Source organism: Pleomorphomonas sp. T1.2MG-36 (assembly GCF_950100655.1).
Taxonomy (GTDB): domain Bacteria; phylum Pseudomonadota; class Alphaproteobacteria; order Rhizobiales; family Pleomorphomonadaceae; genus Pleomorphomonas.
The window spans coordinates 921,272-936,045 of sequence record NZ_CATNLY010000012.1; the positions used below are offsets into that span (position 1 = coordinate 921,272).

Annotated in this window: 13 protein-coding genes; 4 read left to right on the forward strand and 9 right to left on the reverse strand. The window is 65.7% G+C overall.

Annotated elements, in window-relative coordinates; all coding sequences use genetic code 11:
- The first annotated feature begins 47 nt into the window (after positions 1–47).
- From QQZ18_RS11130 to QQZ18_RS11145, 4 genes are all read left to right on the forward strand, one after another.
- Complete coding sequence (locus QQZ18_RS11130; RefSeq protein ID WP_284540950.1) at positions 48–1,139, forward strand: carbohydrate ABC transporter permease; 1,092 nt, start codon at positions 48–50, stop codon at positions 1,137–1,139.
- A complete protein-coding gene (locus QQZ18_RS11135) occupies positions 1,139–2,239 on the forward strand; it encodes a carbohydrate ABC transporter permease (RefSeq protein ID WP_284540951.1) in 1,101 nt (366 codons plus the stop codon). The genes QQZ18_RS11130 and QQZ18_RS11135 overlap by 1 nt, the downstream gene beginning before the upstream one ends.
- 17 nt (positions 2,240–2,256) lie before the next feature.
- Positions 2,257–3,267, forward strand: a complete 1,011-nt coding sequence (locus QQZ18_RS11140; RefSeq protein ID WP_284540952.1) for an aldo/keto reductase — start codon at positions 2,257–2,259, stop codon at positions 3,265–3,267.
- Positions 3,268–3,340: 73 nt separating this feature from the next.
- Entirely contained in the window at positions 3,341–4,438 is a 1,098-nt protein-coding gene (locus QQZ18_RS11145; RefSeq protein WP_284540953.1) for an ABC transporter ATP-binding protein, read from the forward strand.
- A 51-nt stretch (positions 4,439–4,489) separates the two neighbouring features.
- Here QQZ18_RS11145 and QQZ18_RS11150 read toward each other — a convergent pair whose 3' ends face one another.
- Genes QQZ18_RS11150 through QQZ18_RS11190 form a run of 9 tightly spaced genes read right to left on the reverse strand, consistent with a single transcriptional unit; the run spans position 4,490 to position 14,616 of the window.
- Entirely contained in the window at positions 4,490–6,139 is a 1,650-nt protein-coding gene (locus tag QQZ18_RS11150; RefSeq protein WP_284540954.1) for a hydantoinase B/oxoprolinase family protein, read from the reverse strand.
- A gap of 17 nt (positions 6,140–6,156) precedes the next feature.
- A complete protein-coding gene (locus QQZ18_RS11155) occupies positions 6,157–8,226 on the reverse strand; it encodes a hydantoinase/oxoprolinase family protein (protein WP_284540955.1) in 2,070 nt (689 codons plus the stop codon).
- Positions 8,219–8,731 (reverse strand): GAF domain-containing protein, encoded by a 513-nt coding sequence (locus QQZ18_RS11160; protein ID WP_284540956.1) that lies wholly within the window; start codon positions 8,729–8,731, stop codon positions 8,219–8,221. The genes QQZ18_RS11155 and QQZ18_RS11160 overlap by 8 nt, the downstream gene beginning before the upstream one ends.
- Complete coding sequence (locus QQZ18_RS11165; RefSeq protein WP_284540958.1) at positions 8,718–9,530, reverse strand: ABC transporter ATP-binding protein; 813 nt, start codon at positions 9,528–9,530, stop codon at positions 8,718–8,720. The genes QQZ18_RS11160 and QQZ18_RS11165 overlap by 14 nt, the downstream gene beginning before the upstream one ends.
- Entirely contained in the window at positions 9,527–10,417 is an 891-nt protein-coding gene (locus QQZ18_RS11170) for an ABC transporter ATP-binding protein (RefSeq protein WP_284540959.1), read from the reverse strand. The genes QQZ18_RS11165 and QQZ18_RS11170 overlap by 4 nt, the downstream gene beginning before the upstream one ends.
- Entirely contained in the window at positions 10,414–11,247 is an 834-nt protein-coding gene (locus tag QQZ18_RS11175; RefSeq protein WP_284540960.1) for an ABC transporter permease, read from the reverse strand. The genes QQZ18_RS11170 and QQZ18_RS11175 overlap by 4 nt, the downstream gene beginning before the upstream one ends.
- Positions 11,244–12,269, reverse strand: coding sequence for an ABC transporter permease (locus tag QQZ18_RS11180; RefSeq protein ID WP_284540961.1), 1,026 nt, complete (start codon positions 12,267–12,269; stop codon positions 11,244–11,246). The genes QQZ18_RS11175 and QQZ18_RS11180 overlap by 4 nt, the downstream gene beginning before the upstream one ends.
- Positions 12,270–12,325: 56 nt before the next feature.
- Complete coding sequence (locus QQZ18_RS11185) at positions 12,326–13,912, reverse strand: ABC transporter substrate-binding protein (RefSeq protein ID WP_284540963.1); 1,587 nt, start codon at positions 13,910–13,912, stop codon at positions 12,326–12,328.
- Positions 13,909–14,616, reverse strand: a complete 708-nt coding sequence (locus QQZ18_RS11190) for a helix-turn-helix domain-containing protein (protein ID WP_284540965.1) — start codon at positions 14,614–14,616, stop codon at positions 13,909–13,911. Before QQZ18_RS11190 ends, QQZ18_RS11185 begins: the two co-directional genes overlap by 4 nt.
- Positions 14,617–14,774: the final 158 nt, after the last annotated feature.

Genomic DNA, 14,774 nt, shown 5'->3' on the forward strand with positions numbered 1-14,774 from the left:
CCCCACGCCAGTGTGGGTCTGCCTGACGAGGTTTCCGGATGTCGGAGATGACGAGCGCATTCGGGCGAGGACGCCCCGGCGGAGCATTGCGGCTCATCGCCGCCCCCACCGTCGCCGCCGCTGCCCTGTTGATGATCTGGTTCGGCTTCTTCCTCGTTCGCGACAGCCAACTGCCACGTCTTCTCGTTGCCGTTCTGGCCGTCATCGGCGCCGCCGTCGCCATTGCCATTCTCTACGGAGCGGTCGATGCCATCCTGCGGGAGCTGCCACCCAGGTGGGAACGGCGGCTGCAACCGTTACCCTTCATCGTTCCCGGCGTGGCCATGGTCGGCTACTTCGTCGCCTTGCCGATGGCTCGCACCTTCTATTCCAGCCTGTTCAACCGGGACGGCAGCATTTTCGTCGGCCTTGCCAACTACGTGACGGTGTTCACCGAGCCGTTCATGCTGGTGACCTTCCGCAACAACCTGCTGTGGCTGGTGTTCGGCGCCGGCTTCACGGTTCTGCTGGGTCTGGCGATCGCCGCGTTCGCCGATCGCAGCCGGCATGAGAAACTCGCCAAGACCATCATCTTCATGCCGATGGCCATCTCTCTGGTCGGCGCTGGCGTCATCTGGAAGTTCATCTACGCCGTCAAGGATCCCAGCGAAGCCCAGATCGGTCTCCTCAATGCCATCGTCGTCGCCTTCGGCGGCGAACCGCAGGCCTGGATCACCCTGCTCCAGCCCTGGAACAACCTGTTTCTGATCGTCATCGTCGTCTGGCTTCAGACCGGCTATGCCATGGTGCTGTTCTCCGCCGCCATCAAGGCGGTACCGATGGACATGCTGGAGGCGGCGCGGATCGATGGCGCCAGCGAGCTGCGCATCTTCTTCTCGATCGTCGTTCCATCGATCAAGACGACGCTGATCGCGGTTTCGGCAACCGTGGTGATCTTCACCTTGAAGATCTTCGACATCGTGCTGGTGATGACCGGCGGGCAGTTCGGCACCGACGTCATCGCCACCCAATTCTACAACCAGTACTTCGTCAATCGGAATGCCGGTCTGGGGTCGGCCATCGCCATCATCCTGCTGGCGGCCGTCATGCCGGTGATCATCTACAACATCCGCCACTTCAACAAGAACGAGCCGCTCTGATGGCACGCTTCACCAAACCGTCGCGAGCCCGCTTCAGTCTGGCTACGCCGATCCTCATTCTGCTGTGCATGCTGTGGCTAATCCCGACGCTCGGGTTGCTGATATCGTCCTTCCGGACTCCCGACGACGTCCGCAACAGCGGCTGGTGGACGATATTCCCGCATCGCGCCTGGCAGGTCGTCGAGGTCATCAAGCCGGAGCCGTCCCTCGACCGGAGCGGCGTCATGAGCTTTGCCGGGGTGAGCGGCACCTTCGACCAGTTGCGCACCGGCATCGAGACCGACGACGGACAGCGTGTCACCTGGGTCGGCAATCGGCGCCTCGGGACCGTCCGCGTCGAGGAACTGCGCTGGACCATGACGGCCCGTCTCACGCTCGACAATTACGCCAACGTGCTGACCGGCAAGCAATACGAGATCACCCACGAGGACGGGTCCAGGGAAACGCTGCGCGGTGACGATCTTTCCGGTGCCTTCCTGAACAGCCTCGCGGTCACCTTGCCGTCGGTATTGCTGCCGCTGATGGTGGCTGCCTTCGCCGCCTACGGCTTTGCGTGGGTCAGGTTTCCCGGCCGGCGGCTGATCTTCTCGATCGTCGTGGCGCTGATGGTGGTGCCGTTGCAGGTGTCACTGGTGCCGGTGCTCAGCGACTATGTACGGCTCGGGCTGAACGGCACCTACCTTGCCGTCTGGCTCGCCCACGCGGGCTTCGGTCTGCCGCTCGCCATCTACCTGCTCTACAACTTCATTGCCGCGCTGCCCCGCGAGCTTCTGGAGGCCGCCACCGTCGACGGCGCCAGCCATCTCAAGATCTTCCGCTCGATCATCCTGCCCTTGGCTGGGCCGGCGCTCGCGTCCTACGCCATCTTCCAGTTCCTGTGGGTCTGGAACGACTATCTGGTGTCGCTGATCTTCATCGGCAGCCAGCCCAATGTGCAAGTTCTGACCATGCGCCTTGCCGAGATCGTCGGCTCGCGCGGCAACGACTGGCACCTCCTGACCGCCGGCGCTTTCATTTCCATGATCCTGCCGCTGGCCGTGTTCTTCTCACTGCAACGCTACTTCGTTCGCGGCCTGACCGCGGGCGCCGTGAAATCGTGACTTTCAAGAGGTTCAAGATGCAATACCGTCGCCTGGGCAATTCCGGTCTCCTCGTTTCCGAACTGGCGCTCGGCACCATGGTATTCGGCGAGGCGAGCGATCGCGGCACGCCGGAGAACGAGGCCGCGAAGCTGATCGACGCCTACATCGAGGCGGGCGGCAATCATTTCGACCTTGCCGATGTCTACGCAGGGGGCCGGGCCGAAGAGATCGTCGGCAAGGCTCTCGGCGCCCGCCGCGCCGACGCCGTCATCGCCACCAAGGCGCGCTGGCCGATGGGGAGCGATCCCAACAAGGTCGGGCTGTCGCGCCGTCACATCTGCGAAGCGCTGGAGGCAAGCCTTCGCCGGCTGCGCACCGACTATGTCGACGTCTACTACATGCACGGCTGGGACGCGCTGACGCCGATCGAGGAGTCGCTGCGCGCCTTCGACGACCTCGTCGCGGCCGGCAAGGTTCGCTACATCGGCGTCTCGAACTTCATGGCCTGGCAGGTGATGAAGTCGCTCGGCCTCAGCGACCGTAACGGCTGGGCGCGCTTCATCGCCGCCCAGTACCAGTACTCCCTGGTCGAGCGCGGCATCGAGGCGGAACTCGAGGCTCTCTGCGCATCGGAAGGCGTCGGCATTGTCCCGTGGGGACCGCTGGGTGGCGGCTTCCTGACCGGCAAGTATCAGAAGGGCTCCCGCCCCGACACCACGACCGGCCGGATTGGCACGACACCGGACGAGTGGGAGGAATCCTGGGCGCATCGGGCGACGGATGCCAACTGGCGGACGCTGGACGCGGTCAAGGCGGTGGCCGCCGCGCATCCGGGCGCCACGCCGGCCCAGGTGTCGCTCGGCTGGCTTCTCGCCCGCCCGACCGTCAGCTCCGTGGTGATCGGCGCCCGCACGGTCGAGCAGTTGCGCGCCAACCTCGCCGCCACCGAGCTGAAGTTTGCCCCCGAGGAGATCGCAGCCCTGACCGCCGCCTCGGCAGTTCGGTCGCCCTACCCGGCTCGTGCCGTCAACCTCGAAGCGCGCTGATCGACACCGTGGAGCGGCCTGGCTTCCGGCGAAGTGAAATCGCCGGTGTCAGGCCACCGCAAGGGAGTACCGCATGGCCAGCCTCACGATGCGCAACGTGCGCAAGAGCTTCGGACGGGTTGAGATCATCAAGGGGGTGGACCTCGACATTGCCGACGGCGAGTTCGTCGTCTTCGTCGGTCCGTCCGGTTGCGGCAAGTCGACGCTGCTCAGAATGGTCGCCGGTCTCGAAGAGATCACCTCCGGCGAGATCCTGATCGACGACAAGTTGTGCAACGACATCGCCCCCAAGGACCGCGGCATCGCCATGGTGTTCCAGTCCTACGCGCTCTATCCGCACAAGTCGGTCTACGCCAACATGGCCTTCGCGCTGGAGATCGCCGGCTTCTCCAAGACCGAGATCGCCGAGAAGGTCGACAAGGCCGCCAAGATCCTGCACATCGAGCATCTTCTGGACCGCAAGCCCGGCCAGTTGTCGGGCGGCCAGCGCCAGCGCGTCGCCATCGGCCGCGCCATCGTCCGCGAGCCGAAGATCTTCCTGTTCGACGAGCCGCTGTCCAACCTCGATGCCGCCCTGCGCGTCTCGACCCGCGCCGAGATCGCCAAGCTGCACGAGGACCTCGGCTCCACCATGGTCTACGTGACGCACGATCAGGTCGAGGCCATGACGCTGGCCGACAAGATCGTCGTGCTGGAGGCCGGCAACGTCCGGCAGGTGGGCGCGCCGCTCGAACTCTACCACCGGCCGCAGAACCTGTTCGTCGCCGGCTTCATCGGCTCGCCCAAGATGAACTTCCTGAAGGTGAAGTCCAGCGCGGTCGACGCCGAGGGCATCACGGTTGCCGGCGACGGCGTTCCGACGCTCAAGGTGGCGGTGACCTCCACCGGCGCCAGCGTCGGCGAGGACCTGACGCTCGGCATCCGTCCCGAACACATCAAGCTCGGCACCGAGGGCGGCCTGCCGGTCACCGTCACCTTCGTCGAGCGGCTGGGCCACCAGACCATCGTCCAGGCCCATCGCGGCGACGACGAGACGTCGCTGATCGCCGTGCTCGACGGTGACGTGCCGGTCAAGGCCGGCGAGCAGCGCCAGTTCGTCTTCTCCGGCACCGACTGCCACCTGTTCAGCGCCGAGGGCGTCGCCTACCCCCGCGGGTTCGTGCCCGAATGACAGAACCGACCGCCGCCACCGGCGACGGCCATTCCCATCGGTTTGCAACCGCTATCCGAACACTTTCCTTGCCCGCTCCGCCGTGATGTAGCCGTTCTTGATGTCGGCGGCGACCTTCGCGGGATCGCGGCGTTTCGGGTCGCCGAAGCCGCCACCGGTGGCGGTGTAGATCTCGATGACGTCGTTCTCGTCGACGCGGATGCCCGAGCCGTAGGCGTAGCGCGTCCGCGTGCCGTCGGTCTTGGCGACGATGGCGTAGTTGGCGCTGCCTTCGTTGCCACCCTTCAGCGCCCACGGCAGAATGCGCGAACGGGTGTAGCCGAGCGTCAGGAAGCTGTCGTCACGGCGGATGCGGTAATCGACGCGGATGCCGCGACCGCCGCACCACTCGCCCTCGCCGCCCTCGGCGATGTTGAGTTCCATGCGGTCGACGATCAGGCCGTTGCGGGCCTCCGATATCTCAGCCGGGCAGTTGTAAGTCTCGCCATGCACGGCCGAAAAGATGGCGTTGTTGCCGTCGCGCCCCTCGGCCGCGCCCCATCCGCCGATCTGCGGTTCGATGATGGTGTACTGGCGCCCGGTATCGGGGTGGATGCCGCCGATGAAGGTGCCGGCGATCGACGAGAAGTGGCCGGCCGGCAGCTTGTGCGGCACGTGGGGCGCGAGACAGCGCCAGATGAGGTCGGTGACGCGGATACCGATCTCGTAATAGAAGCCGATGGCCGCCGGCTCCTTGGCGTGGAAGGTCGTTCCCTCAGTTGTCAGCACCTTCAGGGGCCGGAAGGTGCCCTCGTTGGCCGGCGACAGGGGATCGGTCAGCGCCTTGAAGATCACCTGGACCGATACCAGGACGTCGTCCCGGCTGGCGTTGTTGGGGCCGGCATCCTGGGGCGGGTTGTCGCGCAGATCGACCACGAACTCGCTCTCGGAGATCGTCAGTTTGACGTTGAACAGGCGGCCATCGTCCTGCTCCTCGGTCAGCTCGAAGGTGCCGCGCGGCAGCTTGGCCAGTTCCTTGAGCGTCACCTCCTCGCCATAGTCCATGAAGGAGGCCATGGCCTTCTCGAAGGTCTCTACGCCGTATTTCTCGGCCAGTTCGGCCAGCCGGCGCGCGCCGATGCGCACCGAGGCGATGGCGGCCCAGAGATCGCCCCGCAGGTAGTCCGGCATGCGCGAGTTGACGGTGATGATGTCGAAGATGCCGGCAATCGGCTCGCCCTTCGAGATCATCTTGATGGCCGGCAGACGTAGGCCTTCCTGGAAGATGTCGGTCGCATCGGCCGACAGCGAGCCCGGCGACTTGCCGCCGACATCGGAGTTGTGGGCGATGTTGGCCGTCCAGGCGATCAGCTTCTCGCCGGCGAACACCGGCATTGCCACCACCAGATCGTTGAGGTGGGTGACGCCGCCGTAATAGGGGTCGTTGGTGATGAACACGTCGCCCGGCTCGACGTCGCCGGGCTTGCCGAACTTGTCGACCAGCACCTTCACCGACTTGTCGAGCACGCCGACGAAGCCGGGAATGCCGGCGCCCGAGCTGGCAAGCTGCCCCTTGGCGTCGAGAATGCCGGTGCCCATGTCGAGCACCTCATAGATGATCGAGCTCATCGCCGTCTTGCGCATGGCGGCGAACATTTCGTCGGCCGTCGCCTGCAGCGAGTTCTGGATGATTTCGAGCGTGATGGGATCGTCGTGTGTCATGGCTGGCTCCGTCGCGCTCAGAGTTCGATGTGGATGTTGCCGTAGGCGTCGATCGACACCCTGTTTTCAGGGTGGATCACCACGGTGGTGCCCGGGTCCTCGATGATCACCGGCCCGACGAACTGCATGCCCGGCAGCAGCTTCTCGCCGTCATAGATGGCCGCCTGATGCACGCCCTCAAGCGCATAGTCGACCGCGCGCCGGCCCTTGAGAGCGCTGGCCGCCGGAGCGTTCGACAGCGGTCGCGCCTCCATGGTCAGCTTGCCGACCTCGGCCGAGGCGACGATGTGGATGCCGACCAACTCGACGGGCGCATCGAGACGATAGGTGTATTCGCGCTTGTAGGCCTCGTGGAAGGCGGCCTCGATCTCGCCGAGCCGCGCGTCGGACACCGCACCGCCGTCGATCAGCACCTCGGTGGTATGCTCCTGATTCTGATAGCGGAACTTGCCGTAGCGCAGGAAGCTGACCTTGTCGGCCGCGATGCCCTCGCTCGCGAACTGCGCGAGTGCCGTGGCCTCCGCCTCCTTGAACAGCGCCTCGATCTCGACGGCCGCGCCCGGCCCGAGGTCGGCGAGATGGGTGACGAAATAGTCGCGCCGGAGGTCCGACATCATCATGCCCCAGGCGGAGAACACCGAGGCGCCGGCCGGAATGACCACCTTCCGGACGCCGAGTTCGCAGCCGAGCGCCACCGCGTGCATGGCGCCGCCGCCACCGAAGGCGACCAGCGAGAAGTCGCGCGGGTCGAAGCCCCGGTTGAGCGACACCAGCTTCAGGGCGTTGACCATGTTGTTGTTGGCGATGCGGATGATGCCGCGCGCCGCCTCGTCAGCCGAAACGCCCAACTTGGTGCCGAGCTCGACCATGGCAAGGCTGGCCGCGCCCATGTCGGCCGTCACCGCTCCGCCACAGAAATAGTCGCGGTTGATGCGGCCAAGCCAAAGGTTGGCATCGGTGGTGGTGGCGCTGGTGCCGCCGCGCCCGTAGGCGGCCGGCCCCGGCTGGGCGCCGGCCGACTGCGGCCCGACGTGCAGCTTGCCGAAATCGTCGACCCAGGCGATCGAGCCGCCGCCATTGCCGATCTCGACGAGGTCGACCACCGGCACCATGATCGGATAGCCAGCGGACGTGCGGCTCTTCTCGATCCAGTAGTCGGTCATGATCCGGACCTTGCCGTCCTCGATCAGCGAGCACTTGGCGGTGGTACCGCCGATGTCGAGGGCCAGAACGTTCGGCTCGCCGATCAGCTTGCCGAGTTCGGCGGCGCCCCAGAAGCCCGATGCCGGACCGGATTCGACCATGGTGATCGGAATGCGCGACACGCTATCCAGCGTGTCGACGCCGCAGTTCGACTGCATGACGTAAAGGCTGCCGCCGAAACCGCGCTCCCCGAGGCCCGACGCCAGCCGCTTCAGATAGCGCTCGGCAGTGGGCTGAACGTAGGCCGACATCACGGCCGTGCTGGTGCGCTCGTACTCGCGCCATTCGCGGCTGATCTGGTGCGAGGACACTGTGGCCACCTCCGGCCACAGCCGGGCGATCTCGGCCTGCGCCGCCTGCTCGTGAGCCGGATTGGCGTAGGAATGCAGGAAGCAGATGGCCACCGCCTCGACGCCCTCGGCCTTGAAGTCGGCGACGATGGCGGCCAGCGGCGCGAGGTCGAGCGGCTCGGTCTCGATGCCCTTGTAGGTCATGCGGCCGGGCAGTTCGCGGCGCAGATGGCGCGGCACGAACACCGGCGGCTTCTCGTAGTAGAGGTTGAAGAAATCCGGCCGGTTGCCACGGGCGATTTCCAGGCTGTCGCGGAAGCCGAGCGTGGTGACGAGGCCGACCTTGCCGCCCTTGCGCTCAGTCAGCGCGTTGATCACCACGGTGGTGCCGTGGGCAAGGAAGTCGACCGCCGCCGGATCGATCCCGCCCTTGGCCAACACGTTGAGCACGCCCGCCTCGAAGTTCGGCGGCGTCGTGTCGGTCTTGGCGGTGACGATGCGCGACCGTCCGCTTGCGATATCGGTCTCGAAGGCCACGAGGTCGGTGAAGGTACCGCCGACGTCGGTGGCAACGCGCAAGGTTTTCTCAGACATGGGCGGCCTCCTCGGCCTTGAGCGTGGAGTTGAACAGGACGCAGACCGTGCCGGCCAGCTTCAACGCCTCGGCGGCGGCGACCCGGTCCGGCGTGTAGTAGCCGGCGTCGTGCAGGCAGTTGAGCGTGCCGATCACCCGACCGTCGACGACGAGCGGCACGTTGATGCAGGACTCGCAGCCCAGCGACTGGATCAGCTCGCTGTCGAAGAACACCTTGGCGATGTCGCCGATCGTGTTGGCGACGAAGGTGCGCTTGTCGCGCAGCACCACGTCGGTCCAGTCGTTTTCCTCGTAGGGCTTGAGGCCATAGACCGGATAGGCGTCGGGCATGTTGGAGTAAAGGCGCTCCGAATGCATGGTGCCCGTCTCGACCGTGGTGACGGTGAACAGCTTGGCGCCGACCTCTTCGACCACCAGGTCCTTCAGGGCCTCGAAGGCCGCGTGTGGCTGGTTGCCCGGCTCGGCGAGGCGAGCAAGGAAGGCGTCGTGGTCAAAGGTCGGCATCGAGAGGCTCCTGAAGTCGGTCGCGCAATTCCGCTTCGCGCCGGCTGGTCACGGGAACCGCCGAGATCAGGCGGCGGGTGTAGGGATGCGTGGGGTCGGCGAACAGCTCGGCGGTCGGTGCGATTTCGACGAGCCGCCCTTTCTCGAACACCGCGACGCGGTCGGCGATGTTGCGCACCACGGCGAGATCGTGGGTGATGAAGATGTAGGTCAGCCGGCGTGCCTCACGAATGTCGACCAGAAGCTTCAGCACGCGGGCCTGAACCAGCACGTCGAGCGCCGAGGTCGGCTCGTCGAGCACCAGGAGTTCCGATCGGCAGGCGAGCGCCCGTGCGATGGCGACGCGCTGGCGCTGGCCACCGGACAGTGCGGCGGGCGACCGGCTGGCATAGTCGGCCGGCAGCCCGACCTCTTCCAGAAGTTCGCCGACCCGCGCCTTGCGCCCGGCGCGGTCGCCGATGCCGTGGACGTCGAGGGCGAGGCGGATCGACGCTCCGACGCTGCGGCGCGGATTGAGCGACGACAGCGGGTTCTGCTGGACGAGCTGGATCGCCTGCTTGAGGGCCAGCGGCCGGACGTCGGGCAGCTCCTTGTCCTGGAACAGCAGCGCGCCCGAGGTCGGCTGGTAGATGCCGAGCACGATGTTGGCGATGGTGCTCTTGCCCGAGCCGCTTTCGCCGACGATGGCGAGGCACTCGCCGGCGAAGACGCTGAAGGAAACGCCGTCGAGCGCCCGCACGGGTTTGCCGCCGGCATCGAACGTCTTGCTGACCTCGAACACCTGAAGAAGAGGCTTCATGGCCGGAGCTCCGCTTCCGAGTAGCCGGGATGGGCGACGAGCGGGTCGTAGAAGCCGGTCTGCTCCTCGTCGATTTCCGGGATGCCCTCGCCGGTGATGCGGGGAACGGCGGCCATCAGCGCCCGCGTGTAGGGATGGAGCGGGTTATCGAACAGCCCTTCGGTCGGCCCCTGCTCGACGACGCGGCCTTTGTAGATGACATAGACGCGGTCGGCGAACTCGCGGACGACGCCGAGGTTGTGCGAGATGAACAGCATGGACGTGCCGTGTCGGGCCACCAGGGATTGCATCAGAGCCAGCGTCTGGGCCTGCACCGTGACGTCGAGAGCCGTGCCGGGTTCGTCGGCGAGCAGCAGGGCGGGATTGTTGGCGAGCGCCATGGCGATCAGCACGCGCTGGTTCATGCCGCCCGACAGCTGGAACGCATAGGACCGCAGGACCCGGTCGGGATCGGCGATGGCAACGTCGGCAAGCGCCGCGATCGCCTTTTTCCGCGCCTCGGCCGCGCCAATGCCCGGATTGCCGCGCCGCAGCACCTCGTGAAACTGGGTGTCGATGGTGTAGACCGGGTTGAGGGACGACGTCGGATCCTGGAAGATCATCGAGATGCGGTCGCCCCTGAGCGCCTCGCGCTCGCGGCGCGACAGTGCGCCGAGGTCGCGCCCCTCGAAGGCCATGCGCCCGGAGAACCGGGCGCCGCGCAGCTCCTGCACGAGGCCCAGCACAAGGCGCGCGGTGACCGACTTGCCGGACCCGCTTTCGCCGACCAGCGCGACGCGCTCGCCCTTGGCGATATGCAACGAGATGCCGTGCAGCACCTCCACCGTGCCGGCCCAGCCCCGGAAACCGAGCCGGAGGTCATCGATGGCGAGCGTGGGCGCGATCATTGCTCGACCCCCAGGATTTCGCGCAGGGCGTCGCCGATCAGGTTGAAGCCGAACACCACCACCAGGATGGCCAGGCCCGGAAAGACCGTCAGCCACCAGCTGTCGGGCAGATACTTCGCGCCTTCGGCCACCATCGACCCGAGGTCCGGGGTCGGCGGCTGAACGCCGAGGCCCAGGAAGGACAGCGACGAGGCGATCAGGATGACGAAGCCGAAGTCGATCGTCATCTTGGTCAGGATCGACGGCACGCAGTTCGGCAGGATCTCGCGGAACATGACATGCAGCCGCGAGGCACCGATCACCTCGGCGGCGAGCACGTAGCCCTCCTCGCGCTCGGATCGAGTCAGGTTGTAGACGAGGCGGGCATACCAGGGCCACCACATGACGGTGACCGCCATCATGCCGTTGGTCAGCGACGGCTCCAGCAGGCCCATCATCGACATCGCCAGCACCAAGGGCGGAATGGACAGGAAGACGTCGGTGAGCCGCATCAGCACGAACTCGGTCCGTCCGCCGATGTAGCCGGCAATGAGCCCCACGGTGACGCCCACCGGCACGGCCAGCGCCAGCACCACGACGCCAAGGGTCAGCGAGATGCGGTAGGCGAACAGGATGCGGCTGAAGATGTCGCGGCCGACCAGATCGGTGCCGAACAGATAGGGCCACTCCGGCGGCTTGTTGAAGTTGAGGAAGTCGACGACGGCGCCCTTGTGATCGGGAAACGGCGCCACATAGTCGGCAAAGACGGCCGCCAGCACGACGAGGCCCACCAGCGTCAGGCCGAGCACGGACAGCGGATTGCGCAGGAGGATGAAGAGCGCTCGCTTCATGACGACCTCTGGGACAGGCGGATGCGCGGGTTGATCAGCGCCACCAGGAGATCGACCACGATGTTGACGATCAGGAACATGGCCGAAATGATCAGCACGGTGCCGACGATGGCGTTGAGATCCTTGCGCAGGATGACCGCCACGCCGTAGCGCGACAGACCCGGCCAGGCGAAGATCTGCTCGACCAGGAAAGCGTTGCCCAGCATGGAGGCGAGGTCGAGGCCGATCACCGTCAGCGACGGGATCATCGACGGCTTGAAGGCGAACCGGCGGGAAATCCGCCCCTGCGGGAAGCCGAAGGCCATTGCCATTTCGATGAAGGGCTTGCGGTAGGTCTCGACCATGTTGGCGCGGGTAAGGCGTGCGGACTGGCCGATGCCTGCAAAGGACAGGGCGAAGGCGGGCAGCGCCAGATGCCACAGGACGTTGCCAAAGGCAGCGAAATCGCCGGCGATCAGGCTGTCGATCGTCAGAAAGCCGGTGACCGGCGGTACGGCGAAGCTGTCGGAAATGCGCCCGGCGATTGGGAAGATCGGCAGAAAATAGGCGAAGATCAGCATCAGGATCACAGCCCAGACGAAATCGGGCGCCGACACGCCGAGCATGGTGAACAGGCGGATGCCGTGATCGAGCGGCCGGTCGCGATAGCGGGCGGCCAGCATGCCGAGCGGCACGCCGATCAGGATCATCGTCGTGCCGGCGAAGAACACCAGTTCCAGCGTTGCCGGCAGGTAGGCGGCGATATCGGCGGTGACGGGGCGGTTGGAGTAGAGCGACTGGCCGAGGTCGCCGCGCGCCAGATCCGCGATGAAGTAGCCGTACTGCACCACGAAGGCCTCGTTGAGGTGCAGCTTGTCGCGCAGGGCTTCCACCGCCTCGGCGGAGGCGTTCGGACCGAGGGCGATGCGGGCGGGATCGCCCGGGATGACACGGGCGATGGTGAAGATCAGAAGCGAGACGCCGACGAGCACGACGAACGACGTGGCGATCCGCTTGATCAGCAGACGAACGACTGGCGACATGACGATAGGTTCCGGGACGGGCGGAGGCGGATTCGACGATCCGCCTCCGGCATCGGTCAGGGATGCATTTCCATGAGGCGGAACGTGAAGCCGAAGGCGGCGACGCGGAACGCCTTGGCCGGATCCTCGAGGGCGGGGACGCTCACCTTGTCCGAGGCGGCGAACACCGCCCTCTGGTTCTGCGCGTAGACGGTCGGCGCCAGCGCAATGAGCCGCTTGTCGAGCGCCTTGTAGATCTCGCTACGCTCGGCTTCGCTGGCACTCGCCCGCCCCTTGTCCAGCAGGCTGTCGACCTCGGGGTCCTTCAGATACTCGGGCGACATCCAGGTGCCGCCGGCACTGGAGTGATACATGCTGTAGAGCAGCGTATCGGTATCGCCGTCCATGGTGTCGACGAACACCTGCGAGACGTTGGGCGTGTTCTCGGGCTTGGTCACCTGCTCGGTGAACAGCGTCCAGGGAACCTTCTTGATCTCGGACTTGACGCCGATCTGGTTGAGGTTGGCCTGGAGAAGCAGGGCGAAGCGCTCCTCGAGCGGAACCTCGCCGATCCAGGACAGCTCGACGTTCATGTCCTCGGGCTTGTACTTGCACTTGGCGAGATGGGCCTTGGCGGCGTCGAGATCCTGCTTGAAGACCGGCGCTTCGGGATCGGCGCCCATGCCGCCGACGGGAATGGCGCCGGTCGACGGCGCGCCCTGCGAGACGGTGTCGGTCACCGCCACCATCTTGATGCCGGTCGAGTAGTCGAAGGCGTTGACGATGGCGAGCCGGCACTCCTGATCGTCGAAGGGCGGCTTGGCGGTGTTGAGCTTGATGTAGAGCTGGGCGGTGCCGGACTCGGTCAGAAGCTTGAAACCGTCCTTGGACAGCGACTTCAGCACCTCCGGCGGCAGCCACTGCGAGGAGATGTCGTGCTCGCCCTGGCTGATCAGCGTGCGGACGGTCGCCGCCTCCAGACCGTAGCGCAGACGCACCTTGTCGGGCGCTGCCGCCGGTACGCCCAGGAAATAGCCCGCATTCTTGGCCATGACGGTCTCGGCCTGCGGGTCGTGCGAGACGACGGCGTAAGCACCTGAGCCAGCCGTGTGCAGGTTGAGCCAGCCCTGCCCCCAATCCTTCATCTCGCCGTCGCCATCACCGAGGTGTTCCAAGACCAGCTTCTTGTCGAGGATCGGCAGGCGAACCAGCGCCGCGACGAAGGGCGCATACGGGAACTTGGTGGTGAACTTGACGGTCGACGCGTCGACCGCCTCGGCCTTCTCGACATTGTCGAACAGGAAGGAGAAGCCGCTCTTGATCGCCATCATGCGATCGAAGGAGAACACGACATCGTCGGAGGTCAGCGCGTTGCCGCTCTGGAACTTGACGTCGGAACGCAGCTTGAAGGTGAAGGTGTTGCCCTCCTGCGTCCAGCTCTCGGCCAGGAAGGGCTGGTAGCCGGCCTCGCCCTGCTTGGGGATGACCAGCGTGTCGTAGACGTTGAACATCAGGATGGAGTCGGCGTAGTCGGTGGCCTTTGCCGGATCGAGTTCGCCGATCGGCGTCTCGTCGAGGCGCAGCGTCGTTTCGGCCGAGGCGACGCCGACGAGCGCGGCGCTGGCCAGCAGGGATGCGGCTAGCAGTCTTGCAGGCATGTTCATGATGCGGTCCCCTCTTTTTTGATTGGCTTTGTTGAATATCGCTTCCGTTTGGCGGCACGGTTGATGGCGATCGCCCCCTCGCCGCTGGCCGACGCCGGCGGGTCGGCGTAAGCGTCGCCAAACACGTCAATGGTGCAGGTGTGCAGCACGACCGTGGTCTGGTCGGTGTGGTTCCAGGTGGCGTGGACGCGCGACGACGGGAAATGTGCGCTGTCGCCCTGGCTGAGCACCGTGGAGACGCCGTCGATCTCCAGCGTCAGCGAGCCGCTGACGATGTAGAAGATCTCCTCGCCATCATGGGAAAAGCGCTCGCTCTGGTAGCCGGGCGGCTCGTGCATGATGACCGAACGCAGCACATTGCCGGGGAAGGCCGCGGACAACCGCTCGTAGACGACGCTGGTCTTCTGCTGGCCGCCGAGACCGAAGGTGATGCGGTCGTTGTGGCGGGTGAATGGCTCGGGCGTCGCCTGCGAGGACAGGAAATCGCTCGCCTTCATCTGGAGGATGGCGCAGACGGCGATCAGCGACGTCAGGGACGGAATGGTGAGACCGCGCTCGATCTGGGAGATGAAACCATTCGAGAAGCCCGAACGCGCCGCGACCTCGCTCAAGGTCAGGCCGAGCTCCTTGCGCCTCCGCCGCAGTTTCTGCCCGAGCGAGCCAACGGAATCGCCGTCGTCACCCGTCTGGTCCTTTACTGACATGCCGCCCCGTCCGGTTTTAGTTATAGTGAAATCTTCCAGCCGAACGAGCGCCCCGGTCAAGGCAGTTTTTTAGGCTCACTAAAATCTGCTAAGTCATTGTCCGGAGTGGAGATGGTGCCGCGCGCCCACTCCCGATGCAGTAGAATTGCGCATATTAT